The sequence below is a fragment of the Massilia terrae genome, from assembly GCF_024753145.1.
GTDB lineage: Bacteria > Pseudomonadota > Gammaproteobacteria > Burkholderiales > Burkholderiaceae_D > Telluria > Telluria terrae.
Window position 1 is genome coordinate 271,917 of the sequence record NZ_JANUGU010000003.1, and the last position, 16,571, is coordinate 288,487.

Below are 16,571 nucleotides of genomic sequence, written 5' to 3' on the forward strand. Positions count from 1 at the left end.
AAAAACGCCGTGCCCGCAGGGGCGGGAACGGCGTTCTGTTTTTGCTGCTTAATCCAGCTTACGCGGCGGCGGGGGTACCGACTGGCGAGTTGAAGGCGGCCAGCAGTTCGGCTTCCTTCTTCTTGGCCGCCGCCAGGTTGCGCTCCTTGACGTGGCCGAAGCCGCGGATTTCTTCCGGGATGCTGGCAATCGCCACCGCCTGCGCCAGGTTCTCGGCGGCGAGCTTCGACAGCAGCGTGTCCACCGTGCCGCGGTACTGGCCGATCAGGGCGCGTTCGGTCTTGCGTTCTTCCGTGTAGCCGAACACGTCGAACGGCGTGCCGCGCAGGCCCTTGAGCTTGGCCAGAACGCCGAAGGCCTTCAGCATCCACGGGCCGTATTCCTGCTTCTGCAGGTGGCCTTCCTTGTCGCGCTTGGCCAGCAGCGGCGGCGCGAGGTGGAACTTGAGCTTGATGTCGCCTTCGAACATGGCGCCGATCTTCTGCATGAAGGCCGGGTCGGTGTACAGGCGCGCGACTTCGTACTCGTCCTTGTAGGCCATCAGCTTGTACAGGTACTTGGCGACGGCTTCGGTCAGGCGCGAGCCCTTGCCAAGCGGCGCTTCGACCGCGCGGACTTTTTCGACAAACGATTTATATTGTTCCGCATAGGGCGCGTCCTGGTAGGCCGCCAGCAGCTCGACGCGGCGCGCGATGATGTCGTCCACGCTCTGCGAGCGCTTGAACTCGATGACCTTGGCCGGCAGCGCCAGCCTGGTCACGCTGGCCAGGTCGTGCGCGGCGGCGCGGCCCCAGTTGAAGGCGGCCTTGTTGAACGCGACCGACACGCCATTGAGCTCGACGGCCTTCATCAGCGACGCTTCCAGCAGCGGCACATGGCCCTTCTGGAAGGCGTAGCCCAGCATGAACATATTGGTCGCGATCGAGTCGCCCAGCAGCGCGGTCGCAACCTGTCCGGCGTCGACGAAATCGACATTGCCGGCGCCGCAGGCCTGCACGATGGCGCCTTTCGAGCCTTCGGCCGGGAACTGCCAGTTCGGGTCGCGGATGAAGGCGGCGGTGGTGGCGCCGGTGGAGTTGACCACGGCCCAGCTGCGGCCCTCGCCCATGCGCGACAGCGCGTCGCGGCTGGCGGTGACGATCTGGTCGCAACCGATCACGAGGTCGGCGTTGCCGGTGCCGACGCGGGTCGAGTACAGGTCGGCCTGGGTGTCGGCCAGCTTCACGTGCGACATCACCGGGCCGCCCTTCTGCGCCAGGCCGCTCATGTCGAGCACCAGCGCGCCCTTGCCTTCGACGTGCGCGGCCACCGCCAGGATCTGGCCGACCGTGACCACGCCGGTGCCGCCGATACCCGTGACGAGGATGCCGAACGGCGCCGTGGTGGCCGGGATCGCCGGCATCGGCAGCTGCGGCGCGGTGGCGCTGTCGCCGGCCGCGGCCTTCTTCGGCTTCTTCAAGCCGCCGCCTTCGACGGTGACAAAGCTCGGGCAGAAACCGGTCACGCAGGAGAAGTCCTTGTTGCAGCTGGACTGGTTGATCTGGCGCTTGCGGCCCAGCTCCGTTTCGAGCGGCTCGACCGACAGGCAGTTGGACTGCTTGGAGCAGTCACCGCAGCCTTCGCACACTGCCTCGTTGATGACGGCGCGCTTGGCCGGATCGGGGTACGCGCCTTTCTTCCGGCGGCGGCGTTTTTCGGAGGCGCAGGTCTGGTCGTAGATCATGGCCGACACGCCCTTCACCTCGCGCAGTTCGCGCTGCACGTCCATCAGCTCGGCGCGGTGGCGCACGGTGACGCCGGCGGCCCAGGGATAATCGTCCGGGTATTTTTCCGGCTCGTCGGTGACCACGATGATCGGCGTGACGCCTTCGGCCGCCAGCTGGCGCGAGATCTTGCCCGGGTCGAGCGGGCCGTCGACGGTCTGGCCGCCGGTCATCGCCACCGCGTCGTTGTACAGGATCTTGTAGGTCATGTTGACCTTGGCCGCCACCGCCGCGCGGATCGCCAGGCTGCCCGAGTGGAAGTAGGTGCCGTCGCCGAGGTTGGAGAAGATGTGGCCTTCGCTGGTGAACGGCGCCTGGCCGATCCAGGGCACGCCCTCGCCGCCCATGTGGGTGAAGGTCGAGGTCTCGCGGTCCATCCACAACGCCATGTAGTGGCAGCCGATGCCGGCGGTCGCGCGCGAGCCTTCCGGCACCTTGGTCGAGCTGTTGTGCGGGCAGCCGGAGCAGAAATACGGAATGCGGTCGGTCTCCGGATTGGCCTTGGACGGGATGTTCTTGAGGACCAGCTCCTTCGCTTCGAGGAAGGCGATGCGCTCCTTGACGCGCTGCTCGACCGGGTGGCCGGCGCAGTAGTGCGAGATGCGCGAGGCGATGGCGCGCGCGATCTGCGCCGGGTTCAGCTCATAGGTCGCGGGCAGCAGCCAGTCGCCGTGGCCCATGCGGTTCTTGTTGTGCCATTCGCCGGTGTCGTCGAACTTGCCGACCACGCGCGGACGCTCGCCGTCCGGCAGGTTGTACAGCTCTTCCTTGAGCGCGTATTCGAGCACCTGGCGCTTCTCTTCCACCACCAGGATTTCGTCGAGGCCGCGCGCGAAGTCCTGGATGCCTTCCGCTTCGAGCGGCCAGGTCATGCCGACCTTGTACAGGCGCAGGCCGATGTCGGCGGCCGCCTGCTCGTCGATGCCGAGGTCGGCCAGCGCCTGGCGCGTGTCCATGTACGATTTGCCGGCGGTGATGATGCCGATCTTGGGCATCGGGCTGTCCCAGATGACGCGATTGAGCTTGTTGGCGCGGGCGTAGGCCAGCGCGGCGTACCACTTCTGGTTGGTCATCCGCACTTCCTGGTCCAGCACCGGATCGGGCCAGCGGATGTTCAGGCCACCGGGCGGCATGTCGAAGTCGGTCGGGATCGCGATCTGCACGCGGTCCGGGTCGAGGTCGACCACGGCGCCCGATTCGATGATGTCGGTGACGCACTTCATCGACACCCACAGGCCGGTGTAGCGGCTCATCGCCCAGGCGTGCAGGCCGTAGTCGATCATCTCCTGCACCGACGACGGGTACAGCACCGGGATGCCGCAGTGGTGCAGGATGTGGTCGGACTGGTGCGCGGTGGAGGAGGACTTGGCCGCGTGGTCGTCGCCGGCCAGCACCAGCACGCCGCCGTTTTTCGCGCTGCCGGCATTGTTACCGTGCTTGAAGACGTCGCCGCAGCGGTCCACGCCCGGCCCTTTGCCGTACCACATGGCGAACACGCCGTCGTACTGCGCGCCTTCGAACAGGTTGGTCTGCTGCGAGCCCCAGACTGCGGTCGCCGCCAGGTCTTCGTTCATCCCGGGATGGAACTTGACGTGGTGGGCGTCGAGGTACTTCCTGGTCTTCATCGCAGTCTGGTCGATCTGCGTGACCGGCGAGCCGCGGTAGCCGGTGATGTAGCCGGCCGTGTTCAGGCCGGCCTTCTCGTCGCGCTCGCGCTGCAGCATCGGCAGGCGGATCAGGGCCTGGGTGCCGGTCATGAAGGCCTTGCCGCGCTCGAGCGTCCATTTGTCGTCGAGCGTGATCTCGTGGGCGGACGCGAAGGCGGCGCGATCCTGGGGTGCGTTCATTTGTTGTCTCCGTTATTCCTGTGGGCGCGTTTTCCCGCACCTCTTGCAGCGACTCAGGCGGTCGCGGTGGGATCCTTCAGCACGCCGCGGCGGATCTGGTCCAGCTCGATCGACTCGAACAGCGCGCGGAAGTTACCCTCGCCGAAGCCCTGGTCGCCCTTGCGCTGGATGATCTCGAAGAAGATCGGCCCGATCACGTTCTGGGTGAAGATCTGCAGCAGCAGCTCCTTGCTGCCGTTCTCCGGCGTGCTGCCGTCGATCAGCAGGCGCAGGCGCTTGAGCTCCGCGACGTCCTCGCCATGGCCCGGCAGGCGGCGGTCGACCAGCTCGTAGTAGGTGTCGATCGTGTCCTGGAACGGGATGCCGGTCTTCTTCATCGCGTCCACCGAGGCGTAGGCGTTGTCGGTGCCGAGCGCGATGTGCTGGATGCCCTCGCCGCGGTATTCGTCGAGGTATTCGGCGATCTGCGATTTGTCGTCGGCCGACTCGTTGATCGGGATGCGCACCTTGCCGCACGGGGAAGTCATGGCCTTCGAGGTCAGGCCGGTGAGCTTGCCCTTGATGTCGAAATAGCGGATCTCGCGGAAGTTGAACAGCTTCTCGTAGAACTCGGCGACTTCCTTCATGTGGCCACGGTAGACGTTGTGGGTCAGGTGGTCGATGTAAGTCAGGCCGTGGCCGACCGGGTTCGGCTCGGCGCCCTCGATGGGCACGAAGTCTACGTCGTAGATGCTGATGTCGCCGATCGCGCCCTTGGTGGTCTTGCCGCGCCAGCGGTCGACCAGGTACAGCAGCGAATCGCCCACGCCCTTGATGGCGGGGATGTTCAGTTCCATCGGTCCGTTGTGGGTGTCGAAGCCCCACGCGCCCAGTTCCAGCGCGCGCTTGTAGGCGAAGGCGGCGTCCTGCACGCGGATCGCGATCGCGCACACCGACGGGCCGTGCGAGCGCGCGAAGCGCTGCGCGAACGAATCCGGCTCGGCATTGATGATGAAGTTGATCTCACCCTGGCGGTACAAAGTCACGTTCTTGTGGCGGTGGCGGGCAATGGCCACGAAGCCCATTTTTTCGAACAGTTCGCCCATCGCTCTGGGATCGGGTGCGGCGAACTCGACGAATTCGAAGCCGTCGGTGCCCATGGGATTTTCCCAGGTCGTGAATTGCATGGTGGTCTCCTCCATTTGATGGCGACAGTATAGACGCGAGCTACCGGCAGTAAATTTCAAATAATTCCCCCGTGCGCTCTGAATGCGCAATAAAATGCCGCTGCGACCACCACATCCGGAGGATTCATGTCAAAAATCGAGCTCGACAAAACCGACCGCAAAATCCTGGAAATCTTGCAATCCGACGGACGGCTGTCGAACCAGGATATTGCCGAGCGGGTGAGCCTGTCGCCCTCGCCCTGCCTGCGCCGGATCAAGCGGCTGGAGGAAGCGGGCGTGATCCGGCAATACGTGGCGCTGCTGGATCCGGACAAGATCGGGCTCGGGCTGCTGGCGTATGTGAACGTGCGGCTGGAAAAGCACAGCGAAGGCTCGTCCGGCGGACGCCTGCCGGCGCACTCGCCGCGCACCGACTTCGCGCAGGCCGTGTCGACCTGGCCGGAGGTGGTGGCGTGCTATGCGATGACCGGGGAGATGGATTTCCTGCTGCGGGTGCATGTGGAGGACATGGACCACTTCTCGCGCTTCATGATGGCGACGCTGCTGCGGCATCCGGCGGTGCTGGATGTGAAGTCGAGTTTTGCGCTGCAGAGGATCAAGGAAACCACGGCGCTGCCGCTGGTTTGATGGTTAACAGATGAACCGTCGTCCCGGCGCAGGCCGGGACCCATGGACCGTTCGAGCCGTCGAAAAGCAGCCGCGTTCACGCACACTCAGCATGGGTCCCGGCCTGCGCCGGGACGACGGTTGCGGGTGTTGTGGCAAGGAGCGAGCAGGCGCCGCGCACGCACAGCATGGGTTCCCGCCTGCGCGGGAACGACGGGGGTGGCGGTTATTTTTTCGGCGTCAGCCACTTGATCGCGGCGCGGGCGTTGGCTTTCACGGCGTAGTCGATCAGCGCGAACTGCTCGTGGAAGGCCTCCTGCAGCACGCTGCCGGGACTCGGGGGCGGCAGGTGCAGGTAAGCGTCGGCCTCGCCGTACTCGCGCTTGATCTCCATGCCGGCCTTTTTCGCGATGTGCATCATGGTCCGGTTCGACGACAGGCACTGCATGTACAAGGTGTCGATGTCCGAATTGCGGCAGTGGATGGCGGCGCGTTCGAACAGCGCGGTGCCCACGCCCTTGCCGCGCGCCGAGCCGGACACCGACACGCCGAATTCCGCCACGCGGTCCTTGGTGGTGGCTTTCTCGCGCTCGCCGTGCTTGTCGAGGAAGGCCAGGTGGCCGACGCCCATCAGCTGGAAGCGCCGGTTGAGCACACCGAACACGATGTCGCGCGTGAAGTCGATCTTGCGCACATAGGCCTCGATCTGCTCGTCCTTGAGGCGGATGCCGAAGCGCAGCAGGCGGTCGTTGTCGTTGAGTGCAAGGAAATGCCGCAGCATGCGCCTGCGATCGCGCTCGCCGAGCTCCTTGACCGGCACGTGCCGCTGGCGCAGCCTTGCCAGCAGCCGTCGGAAGGGATTGTTCTGCATGTTCCTGCCCCTTTGTCTACCGCGACATCAGGCATTCTAGCGGAGTCGCGCCGATCCGGGCCGCGCACGGGATCAAGAAGGCGCCCATTCGGCTTCGCGACTGATGACGAACACGCCCTTGCCGGCCTGCTTGGCCTGGTACATGGCCTTGTCCGCCGCCGCCAGCAGTTGTTCCGGGTCGTGCGTGAGGCCTTCGCGCCCGCGCACGCTGGCGATGCCGATGCTGGCCGAGATGACCACCGGATGGCCGTTGGCCTGGTCCACGCTGCGGATCGCGTCCAGCGCGGCCTGCGCCACGCGCAACGCGCCGTCGGCCGAACCGACTTCCTCCAGCAGGATCACGAACTCGTCGCCGCCAAGGCGCGCCAGCGCATCTTCCGCGCGCAGCCGCGCCTGCACGCGGCGCGCGACCTCCTGCAGCACCACGTCGCCGGTGGCGTGGCCCCAGGTGTCGTTGACGGCCTTGAAGCCATCGAGGTCGATGAACATCACCACCACCACGGTGCCGCGCCGGCTGGAGCGCACCAGCGCGTGTTCCATGAGGCGGGTGAGCTGGCGCATATTGACCAGCCCCGTGAGGCCGTCGTGCTGGGCCAGCAGTTCGAGCTGCTCCGATTGCGCCTGCAGCTCGGCGGTGCGCTCGGCCACGCGGTGCTCGAGGTTCTCGTTGGCGGCGACCAGGCGCTGGTTCACTTCGCCGATGATGCGGTAGCTGCGGCGCAGGCGCTGGCCGGCCCAGGCCAACAGCGCGAGCAGCACCGCCGAGTAGGCCACCAGCCAGCCGCGGTAGCGCTGGCGCTCCAGCAGCACGCCGTCGAAGGCGCGGTCGAACTGGCGTCCCAGCTCGTCCATCGCTTCGCCGGTGTTGGTGGCGGCGATGCTGGTTTCCAGCGCGTTTTCCAGCGGCCGGTTGACGAGGATGATGCGGCTCTGGCGCGCGATGGCGTCGATGGCCTCGACAATGGCGGGAGAAAAGGCGATCTCCTGCGCCTCGATGTCGCCCAGGGTGTCGCGGATGCGCGCGGCCAGCTTGTCGCTGGGCGACAGGTTGTAGCGCAGGATCTGGCTGAGCAGGTCGTTGAGCGAGGCGTCCAGCCGCAGCACGATACGGGCCGGCGCCAGCGCGCCGCCGATGCCGGCCAGCTCGGTCTTGAGGCTGGCCACCGCCGGCGGCAGATAGAGCAATGCGGAACGCAGCGGCTGGTTGCGGCGGCCGAAGGCGTCCACCAGCTGTTCCTTGTATTTGAAGGCGAGCGCCAGGCGATCGTAGGCGGCGCCGGCGGCCGGGCCGCGGTTCATCGGCAGCGCGTCGTGCAGGCGCTCCATCAGTTCGCGCATGCGCGGCAGCGGCGCGGTCAGCGCGCGGTTGCTGGAGCGCGGGCCGACGTGCGCGCGCAGGATGGCGGTATCCCACTCGGCGTCCATCTTCTGCAGTTCGCGCAGGTTCAGCGTGACGCTGCTTTGCGCGTCGATGTCGACCGCGGCGGTGCGGATGAACAGGAAGGCAAACAGCAGGACCAGGACGAGCACCCCCGCAAGGCCCAGCTGCAGGCGGCGGCGCGGGGACAGCCTTTTCAGGCGCCGCGCCAGAACGGCAAACATCGGATCCTCCGTCATGACGGCTTCAGCCAGCAGAGGATAACAGAGCAGTTGCGTTCCACATCAGGACTCGTGAAGGGCAGCCTTGACGGCGGAGACGCGGGCGGCATGGACCGCCTCCGGGATGCGGGCTCTGTCCTCGCCGCAGCGGGCCGCGACCGCGCCGGCGTCGACCGCGCGCGCGGCGGCCAGCGCCTTGAGCAGGTGCGGGCCCTGGGGATAGTCGCGGCTGCGCATCTCGTGCCCGTCACCGCCGCGGCCGCGGTAGTCGCACTCGGCGGCCAGCAGCAGCTGCTTGAAGCGATCGGGCTTGCGGAAGCCGTCGCAACGCTCGAACAGGCTGACCATGGTGTTGGCGCGCAGCTCCAGCGCGCGGTGGACGTCGCCGTGCTCGCGGGCGGCCATCAGGGCCAGGTCGCGGCAATCGTTGGGCACGCGCAGGCGCTTGGACAGCGCGGCCACCAGTTCGGCGCCCATGCCTTCATGGCCGTGGTGGCTGGGCCAGGCCGCGTCCGGGGTGGCGCCCTTGCCCAGGTCGTGCACCAGGGCGGCGAAGCGCACCGGCAGCTCGAAGCCGCGTTCGGCGGCGTAGTCGATCACCAGCAGCGTGTGCACGCCGGTGTCGACCTCCGGATGGTGCCGCGGCGGCTGCGGCACGCCCCACAGCGCGTCCAGCTCGGGCATGATGCGCTCCAGCGCGCCGCAATCCCGCAGCACTTCGAACATGCGCGAGGGTTTCTGCTCCATCAGGCCGCGCGCGATCTCCTGCCACACGCGTTCGGGCACCAGCGCGTCGGCCTCGCCCTGGTCGACCATGTGGCGCATCAGGGCGCGGGTCTCGTCGGCCACGCGGAACTCGGGGAAGCGCGCGGCGAAGCGGGCCACGCGCAGGATGCGCACCGGGTCTTCGGCAAAGGCCGGCGACACGTGGCGAAACAGGCGCGCCTGCAGGTCGCGCTGGCCGTGGCAGGGATCGATCACGCTGCCATCCTCGGCGCGCGCCATCGCGTTGATGGTCAGGTCGCGCCGCACCAGGTCATCCTCGAGCGTGACGCTGGGTTCGGTGTGGAACACGAAGCCGTGGTAGCCGGGCGCGGTCTTGCGCTCGGTGCGGGCCAGCGCGTATTCCTCCTGCGTCTTCGGATGCAGGAACACCGGGAAGTCCTTGCCGACCGGGCGGAAGCCGGCCGCGATCATCTGCTCCGGCGTGGCGCCTACCACGACGTGGTCGCGGTCGGACACCGGCAGCCCAAGCAGCTCGTCGCGCACGGCGCCGCCGACGACATAGGTCTTCATCTCAGTCCGGCAGCTCTTCTTCGTGCTTGGCCGCGATCTCGGTTTCGGCCAGCGCCTCCGCCACCCAGCGCGCGACGGCCGGATGCGCCTTCACGCGCTCGCAGTAGGCCTGCAGGGCCGGCGCCAGCGCCACGCCATAGCTGTTGAAGCGCATGACCACCGGCGCGTAGAAGGCGTCGGCGATGCTGAAGTCGCCGAACAGGAAGTTATGGTGGCCAAAGCGCGACAGGCACTCTTCCCAGATTTCGCAGACGCGGCCGATGTCGGCCTGGGTGTCGGCGGTGCGGCCGCGGCCCGGCAGCCTGGCCTTGATATTCATCGACATCGAGGTGCGCAGGCCCATGAAGCCTGAGTGCATCTCGGCCGTCACCGAACGGGCCATCGCGCGCGCTGCCACGTCCTGCGGCCACATATGCTTGTCGGGGAACTGCTCGGCCAGGTATTCGCAGATGGCCAGGCTGTCCCAGATCGTGATCTCGCCCGCGACCAGCACCGGCACCCGGCCCGATGCCGAGTAGCGCGAGATGTTGGCGGCGGTGTCGGCCTGGTCGAGCAGGACCCGCACCTCGGTGAAAGGGATGCCGAAGGCGGTGGCCGCGACCCACGGCCGCATCGACCACGACGAGTAGTTCTTGTTGCCGATGACGAGCGTCAGGCCGGGCTGGCGCGCCTGGTCGAGCGTTTGCGACAGGGTGGGATCGAGTTCGGTGGTCTGCATTGTGATGTCGGTCGTGGATTAGCGCCCGGCGCGGGCGCGGAATTTGTCGAAGCGCTCGCCGACCGGCGCGAGATAGTGCGGGGCGACCGCTTCGAGGGCTGTGAGCTTGATTCCCAGCGTGTCCGCTGTCAAGGCCTGGATCGCGGGGTCGATCACATTATCGACCTTCATCGAGTCGAGGTTGTCGCGGCTCATCAGGGTCTTGCCCGGCATGAGTTCCAGCAGGCCCGCCTGCAGGTAGCCGGCCCAGTCGGGCAGCTCGACGATGGGACGTTCGTGGTGCGAGTAGCGCCCGGCCAGGCGCACCAGTTCGGCCAGGGTGTAGATCTGCGGGCCGCCGAGGTGGAACACGAGGTGGCGCGTCTTGGGCTCGGCCAGCGCGCGGCAGAACGCGGCGGCGACGTCGCCCACGTACACCGGCTGGAAGGTGGCGTTGGCGCCGGCCAGCGGCATCAGCGGCAGCCAGCGCTGCAGGCGCGCGAACATATTGAGGAACTTGTCCTCCGGCCCGAACACGACCGATGGCCGGAAGATGGTGGCCGCGACTTCGGGATGGCCGCGCGCCATCATCTCGCCCTCGGCCTTGGAGCGCTGGTACATGGAGGGACCGTCGCGGTTTGCGCCCAATGCGCTCATGTGCAGGTAGCGCGGCACGCCTTCGAGCGCGCAGGCGTCGACGATCTTCTTCGGCAGCTCGACGTGGGCGCGCTGGAAGTCGGGGCCCCAGGGCGTGCCGCGGCGAGAGTGCAGCAGGCCGACCAGGTTGATGGCGGCGTCGCGCCCGCGCACCAGTTCGCGCAGCTCGCCGGGGTCATGGACATCGGCCTCCACCACGTCCACGCCGGGCAGCGGGATCAGGTGCTTGCCGGTTTCGAAACGCCGGGTCGGCACCAGCACGCGCACGCCGCGCGCGGCCAACCGGGCCACCAGGTGGCTGCCGATGAAGCCGGAGCCGCCGAACACCACCACCTTTGTGTCTCGCATGGGGACCTCGCAATCAGGGAAGAATGCTGGCGCCTCTCGGCGCGATGGTTCCGATCCGCGCCTTGAGCGACTGCGGGCGCTTTTCGAACATGGCTGCGTAGTTGGTCGCGTTCGCCATCACGTTGCGCACGTAGGCGCGGGTCTCGGGGAACGGGATCGTCTCGATGAAGATGGCGCCTTCCATCGGCGCGCTGAGCGTGGAACGCCAGGCGCGCGCGCGGCTCGGGCCGGCGTTATACGCGGCGGTGGCCAGCACCTGCGAGCCGTCGGCATTGGCCAGCACCATGTTCATGTAGTTGGCGCCGAGCGTGATGTTGGTGCGCAGGTCGCTGATCATGTCGTGCACGTAGTCGCCGATGCCGACCTTGGACGCGACCCACTTGGCGGTCGAGGGCATCACCTGCATCAGGCCGGCCGCGCCGACGCCGGAGCGGGCGTCGACGATGAAGCGCGACTCCTGCCGGATCAGGCCATAGGCCCAGGCGCGGTCCAGGCCCAGTGCCTGCGCGGTCGGCTGCATCAGCTCATCGTGCGGCGCCGGGAAGCGCTGGGTGTAATCGAGCTCGGTGCGGGTGCGCTCCGAGGTGTTGATCATGCGGTCCAGGATGTTGTTCTGGCGCGCGAATTCGGCGGTTGCCAGCAGCTGGCGCTCGGTGTAGCCGCGCAGGCCCCAGTTCCATTCGCGCGTGCCTTCGAAGCGCAGGCGCAGCGCGAAGAACTTGAGGGCGCGCTGCAGGTCGGGGTTGGCGGCGACCTGCGCGACTTCGGCCGCGCTGGGCGCTTTCGCCGCAGGCGGGATCGTCACCAGCTGGCCCAACTCTTCCATCGCGAGCTGGCCGTAGAAACTGTTCTGCTCCGCGATCTGCTCGAACAGGCGCCTGGCTTCGGTGCGCCGGTCCTGCGCCTGCAGCGCGCGGCCGAGCCAATACACCCAGGTGGGATCGTCGCGCTGCGCGGACGGCATCGCTTCGATGGTGGCTTTCACGGTCTTCCAGTCGCCCTGGCGCAGCGCGATGCGGGTCTTCCAGGCCATCTGGTCCTGCGACAGCGGCGCGCCCGCGGCCAGCTTCCAGTCTTCCCAGGCGTCGGGCGACAGCGCGATCGAGGCGGCCAGCGCGATATTGGCCCAGCCCACCGCGCGTTCTTCTGCCGACAGCTTGTGTGCGTTCTTCTTCAGCGCGACGGTCGCGAGCTTGATGCTGGTACGGGCCATGCGGCCGACGGCGACCAGGTAGATTTCGTGCTCGGCCGCGGTCTTGCCGATACCGCGCGCCATGGCCAGCGCCGGCAGGTCGACCGCTTGCGCGGCGCGTGTGTCGGAGGCGCCCAGCAGGCTGGCGGCGCGGCGCGCGGGGCCGGTGGAGTTGGTCTCGCCGGCCAGGCGCAGCTGCGCCTTCAGGTCTTCCTGGGTCAGCTGGCCGGCCTGCGCGGCCGCCACCAGCAGCGCGTTGCAGGCCTCGCCGTAGCCGGAGGGATTGACCAGCAGCGCGCGCGCTTCCTTGCCGATCTTCTCGCCCTTGGCCAGGCGCGAGAGCAGCGCGTAGCATTTGACCTGGTAGTCGTCGTTCCTGACGAACAGCGGCAGCTCGCGGTCGAAATTGGCCCAGTCGCGCCGGCGCCCGAGTTCGAGCAGCCAGTCATTGCGCAGGCGGTCGGCGATGGCGCTGCCGTTCCAGCGCTTGAGGAAGGCGCGGACCTCATCCTCGCCGGCATCGCGCAGGCGCGGTTTCAGACGATAATAGTCGACATACGAGGGGATGGCGTAGCTGGGCAGGCGCGAGGCGATGGCGTTGGCCCTGGCCGCGTCGTCCTGGCGCGCGGCCTCGCGCAGCAGCATGAAGGTGTCGTCCTCGGCGTTCTGGCTGATGCCGGGCGGGGTCGGGCCGGGCACCGCAGGCTCGGCGCCCTCGGGCGCCTGCGGCACGAAGCTGGCCGCGGCCGAGGCGGCGGGCGCCAATGCGGATTGCGGCGACTGGGCGGCCGCGCCGGGTGCGGCCTGCGGCGCCTGCGCCGCGAGGGCGGCGACACTGGCAGCGGCGAGCAGCGCGCCGGTTAACAATTTCGACGGAAACATCAAATATGCAGCTCTCACAATTCGGCGTGTTCAAACCATGACCGGCGCATCAAGAATACCATGTGGCTCGTCAGGCCTGCCACCCTCCGGCGCCGGCGTGTCCGCGGGCAATGGCGACGATGCAAAGCGGGCCTTGCGCACGGCGCTCAAGGCGGTGCGGCGCGAGCTCGGCATGGAGAAGCGGGTGCAGTGGGACGCCTACATCGGGGCCCAGGTGGTGGCCTGGTGGCGGCGCCGCCAGCCGGCGGTGCTGGGCGTGTACTGGCCGCTGTTCGGCGAGCCCGACCTGCAGGCCGCGTATGCCGAGCTGGTGCATGCGGGCGCGAAGCTGGCCCTGCCGATGGTGGTGGCGCGCGATGCGCCGCTGGCGTTCGCTGCGTGGACGCCGGGCGATCCGATGCACACCGACGATATGGGCGTGGCGGTGCCGCGCGATCCGCATTTCGTCGAGCGGCCGCCGGCGATGCTGGTGCCTTGCCTGGGGTTCAATGCCGAGGGCTACCGGCTGGGGTATGGCGGCGGGTTTTATGACCGTACGCTGGAGGCGCATCCGCGGCCGGCGACGCTGGGGATTGCGTATGCCAGCCAGGAGGCGGTGTTTTCGCATGCGGCGCATGATGTGCCGCTGGATGTGGTGGTGACGGAGGTGTCGCAGGTGCGATGAGGGCGGCTGCGAGAAAAAAAGAGAACGTCGTTCCCGCGCAGGCGGGAACCTCCTCTCATCCGCTACCGCGACGTTAAGCGCAACCGTACTGCTTGCAAAATGGGGTCCCCGCTTTCGCGAGGACGACGTTCTCACTGAGATCAGGCTTTGACCAGGCGCTCCCAAATCGCGCTGGTCGGCCCGGCCTGGTTCATGCTGTAGAAGTGCAGCCCCGGCGCGCCGCCTGCCAGCAGGCGTTCGCACAGTTCCGTCACCACGTCCAGCCCGAATGCCTTGATCGACGCGCTGTCGTCGCCGAAGCTGGCCAGCTTGAGCCGCACCCAGCGCGGAATCTCGGCTCCGCACATGTCCGAAAAGCGCGCCAGCTGCATGTGATTCGTAATCGGCATGATGCCCGGCACGATCGGCACTTCCACGCCGAGCTTGCGGGCATTGTCGACGAAATGGAAGTAGGCGTCGGCGTTGAAGAAGTACTGGGTGATGGCGGCATTCGCGCCCGCCTTCACCTTGCGCGCGAAGTTCTGCAGGTCGTCCTGCGGCGAGCGGGCCTGCGGGTGCATCTCGGGATAGGCCGCCACCTCGATGTGGAACCAGTCGCCGGTCTCGGCGCGGATGAATTCCACCAGCTCGTTGGCGTAACGCAGCTCGCCGGTGCCGCCATAGCCGCTCGGCAGGTCGCCGCGCAGCGCCACCAGGCGGCGGATGCCGTGCGACTTGTAGTTGGCGAGCACCGCGCGGATCGACTCGCGCGTGCCGCCCACGCACGACAGGTGGGGCGCGGCGGCCTGGCCGTCCTGCATGATCTCGAGCACGGTGTCGAGCGTGCCCTGCTGGGTGCTGCCACCGGCGCCGAAGGTCACCGAGAAGTATTTGGGATGCAGCTCGGCCAGCTTGCGGCGGGCCACACGCAGTTTTTCCACGCCCTCGGCGGTCTTGGGCGGGAAGAACTCGATGCTGAAGTTTGGAGTGTCAGTCATTCTTCAAAATGAGGGTAGACAGCGCCCACGAAATGATGCTGTAGAGGATGGCCGCCACGAAGGCGGAGCCGAAGCTCGCCACATGGAAGCCCTCGACGACGTGCGCCACGGCATAAAACAAAATCGCATTGATCACCAGGATGAACAGGCCCATCGTCACCAGCGTCACCGGCAGGGTCAGCAGGACGAGCACGGGGCGGATCAGGGTATTGACCAGCCCGAGGAAGAGCGCGGCGACCAGTGCGGTCGGGAAGTCGCTCACGGTCACGGAATGCATCAGGTAGGGCAGCGCCAGCAGGGCAAGCGCATTGATCAGCCAGGTAATTAGCAGGCGCATGGCAAGGCTTTCGTGATTGCTGTGTTGTTATTCTATTGTCGAAAAAAAAGGCACGGCGCGCGCCGTGCCTGGGTTCGATCAGTAGCGATAGTGGTCCGGCTTGTAGGGGCCGTCCTGGCTCACGCTGATGTAGGCGGCCTGTTCCGCGGTCAGGGTGGTCAGCTGGGCGTTGAGCTTCTTGAGCTGCAGGCGCGCCACTTTCTCATCCAGCTTCTTGGGCAGGGTGTAGACGCCGACCGGGTATTCCTTGGTATTGCTGAACAGTTCGATCTGGGCGATGGTCTGGTTCGCGAACGACGAGCTCATCACGTAGGACGGGTGGCCGGTGCCGCAGCCCAGGTTGACCAGGCGGCCTTCGGCCAGCAGGATGATGCGGCGGCCGTTCGGGAAGATCACGTGGTCGACCTGCGGCTTGATGTTCTCCCACTGGTACTTGCGCAGCGCGGCGACTTCGATCTCGTTGTCGAAGTGGCCGATATTGCAGACGATCGCCTGGTCCTTCATCTTGAGCATGTGCTGCTCGGTGATCACGTGGTAGTTGCCGGTGCAGGTGACGAAGATGTCGCCGTGTTCGGCGGCGTAGTCCATGGTGACGACGCGGTAGCCTTCCATCGCGGCCTGCAGGGCGCAGATCGGGTCGATCTCGGTGACCCAGACCTGGGCCGACAGCGCGCGCATGGCTTGCGCCGAGCCCTTGCCGACGTCGCCATAGCCGGCGATGACGGCGATCTTGCCGGCGACCATGACGTCGGTGGCGCGCTTGATGCCGTCCACCAGCGATTCGCGGCAGCCGTACAGGTTGTCGAACTTGGACTTGGTGACCGAGTCGTTGACGTTGATCGCCGGGAAGGCCAGCTTGCCGTCCTTGTGCATCTGGTACAGGCGGTGCACGCCGGTGGTGGTTTCCTCAGTGACGCCCTTGATGCACGGCAGGCGCTTGGAATACCACTTCGGATCGCGCGCGAGGCGGCCCTTGATGGCGTTGAACAGGCAGATCTCTTCTTCCGAACCCGGCTTGTCGAGCACCGAGATGTCGGACTCGGCGCGCACGCCCAGGTGCAGCAGCAGGGTGGCGTCGCCGCCGTCGTCGAGGATCATGTTGGCATGCTCGTCAGCCGGCCATTCGAAGATGCGGTGGGTGTATTCCCAGTATTCGTCCAGGGTTTCGCCCTTGACCGCGAACACCGGGGTGCCGGCGCCGGCGATGGCGGCGGCAGCGTGGTCCTGGGTCGAGTAGATATTGCATGAGGCCCAGCGCACTTGGGCGCCGAGGGCTTCCAGGGTGCGGATCAGGACCGCGGTCTGGATCGTCATGTGCAGCGAACCGGCAATGCGCGCGCCCTTCAGCGGCTGGGCGGCGGCAAATTCCTCGCGGATTGCCATCAGGCCCGGCATTTCGGTTTCGGCAATGCGGATTTCCTTCTCGCCCCAGCTGGCCAGGGAGATGTCGGCAACGTGGAAGTCTTTGATGTCTTTTAGTACGGCGCTCATCACGCCCTCCTTTCAATGGTTGAAAAAAGTAACGTGAGCGCGGTTGGTGAGTATCCGAGCCTGGCGAAGTGGGGAAACTTCGTCGCAACGCTCCTCGGAACGAGTAGTTTAACAGCTTTGGCGCGGGTCTGGCCATAGCCCAGCGCCGATGCTGCCGCGGCTGGCCGCGATCAAAGCG

The 16,571-nt window shown here is 67.0% G+C and carries 13 protein-coding genes and 1 riboswitch; of the genes, 2 read left to right on the forward strand and 11 right to left on the reverse strand.

Annotation, left to right across the window (positions count from 1 at the left end; genetic code table 11):
* Positions 1–58 precede the first annotated feature (58 nt).
* Together NX778_RS12085 and hppD are read right to left on the reverse strand one after the other, a co-directional pair.
* Positions 59–3,610, reverse strand: a complete 3,552-nt coding sequence (locus tag NX778_RS12085) for an indolepyruvate ferredoxin oxidoreductase family protein (protein ID WP_258811990.1) — start codon at positions 3,608–3,610, stop codon at positions 59–61.
* Positions 3,611–3,663: 53 nt separating this feature from the next.
* On the reverse strand, positions 3,664–4,776 hold the full coding sequence (gene hppD, locus NX778_RS12090) for a 4-hydroxyphenylpyruvate dioxygenase (protein WP_258811991.1): 1,113 nt from the start codon (positions 4,774–4,776) through the stop codon (positions 3,664–3,666).
* A gap of 126 nt (positions 4,777–4,902) precedes the next feature.
* Here hppD and NX778_RS12095 point away from each other — a divergent pair, with 126 nt between their 5' ends.
* Entirely contained in the window at positions 4,903–5,403 is a 501-nt protein-coding gene (locus NX778_RS12095) for an Lrp/AsnC family transcriptional regulator (protein ID WP_258811992.1), read from the forward strand.
* Positions 5,404–5,608: 205 nt separating this feature from the next.
* Here NX778_RS12095 and NX778_RS12100 read toward each other — a convergent pair whose 3' ends face one another.
* The 6 genes from NX778_RS12100 to NX778_RS12125 form a co-directional block, all read right to left on the reverse strand.
* Positions 5,609–6,253, reverse strand: coding sequence for a GNAT family N-acetyltransferase (locus NX778_RS12100; protein ID WP_258811993.1), 645 nt, complete (start codon positions 6,251–6,253; stop codon positions 5,609–5,611).
* A 72-nt stretch (positions 6,254–6,325) separates the two neighbouring features.
* Positions 6,326–7,855 (reverse strand): diguanylate cyclase domain-containing protein, encoded by a 1,530-nt coding sequence (locus NX778_RS12105; protein ID WP_258811994.1) that lies wholly within the window; start codon positions 7,853–7,855, stop codon positions 6,326–6,328.
* Positions 7,856–7,915: 60 nt separating this feature from the next.
* Positions 7,916–9,148, reverse strand: coding sequence for a multifunctional CCA addition/repair protein (locus tag NX778_RS12110; protein WP_258811995.1), 1,233 nt, complete (start codon positions 9,146–9,148; stop codon positions 7,916–7,918).
* A gap of 1 nt (position 9,149) precedes the next feature.
* Positions 9,150–9,866, reverse strand: a complete 717-nt coding sequence (locus tag NX778_RS12115; protein ID WP_258811996.1) for a glutathione S-transferase family protein — start codon at positions 9,864–9,866, stop codon at positions 9,150–9,152.
* Positions 9,867–9,884: 18 nt separating this feature from the next.
* Positions 9,885–10,850 carry a complex I NDUFA9 subunit family protein gene (locus NX778_RS12120; protein ID WP_258811997.1) on the reverse strand — a complete coding sequence of 322 codons (966 nt, stop codon included), beginning with the start codon at positions 10,848–10,850 and terminating at the stop codon, positions 9,885–9,887.
* Positions 10,851–10,863: 13 nt separating this feature from the next.
* Positions 10,864–12,924, reverse strand: coding sequence for a lytic transglycosylase domain-containing protein (locus tag NX778_RS12125; RefSeq protein ID WP_258811998.1), 2,061 nt, complete (start codon positions 12,922–12,924; stop codon positions 10,864–10,866).
* Positions 12,925–13,021: 97 nt separating this feature from the next.
* On the opposite strand from NX778_RS12125, the gene NX778_RS12130 reads away from it, so the two are divergent.
* On the forward strand, positions 13,022–13,588 hold the full coding sequence (locus tag NX778_RS12130) for a 5-formyltetrahydrofolate cyclo-ligase (protein ID WP_258811999.1): 567 nt from the start codon (positions 13,022–13,024) through the stop codon (positions 13,586–13,588).
* A 140-nt stretch (positions 13,589–13,728) separates the two neighbouring features.
* On the opposite strand, the gene metF is transcribed toward NX778_RS12130, so the two are convergent.
* From metF to ahcY, 3 genes are all read right to left on the reverse strand, one after another.
* On the reverse strand, positions 13,729–14,565 hold the full coding sequence (metF, locus tag NX778_RS12135) for a methylenetetrahydrofolate reductase [NAD(P)H] (RefSeq protein WP_258812000.1): 837 nt from the start codon (positions 14,563–14,565) through the stop codon (positions 13,729–13,731).
* Positions 14,558–14,902 carry a phage holin family protein gene (locus NX778_RS12140; RefSeq protein WP_258812001.1) on the reverse strand — a complete coding sequence of 115 codons (345 nt, stop codon included), beginning with the start codon at positions 14,900–14,902 and terminating at the stop codon, positions 14,558–14,560. The genes metF and NX778_RS12140 overlap by 8 nt, the downstream gene beginning before the upstream one ends.
* A gap of 78 nt (positions 14,903–14,980) precedes the next feature.
* The gene (ahcY, locus tag NX778_RS12145) at positions 14,981–16,393 is read right to left on the reverse strand and encodes an adenosylhomocysteinase (protein ID WP_258812002.1); all 1,413 of its coding nucleotides are present in this window, start codon (positions 16,391–16,393) and stop codon (positions 14,981–14,983) included.
* Positions 16,394–16,421: 28 nt separating this feature from the next.
* Positions 16,422–16,495: riboswitch (S-adenosyl-L-homocysteine riboswitch) on the reverse strand.
* Positions 16,496–16,571: the final 76 nt, after the last annotated feature.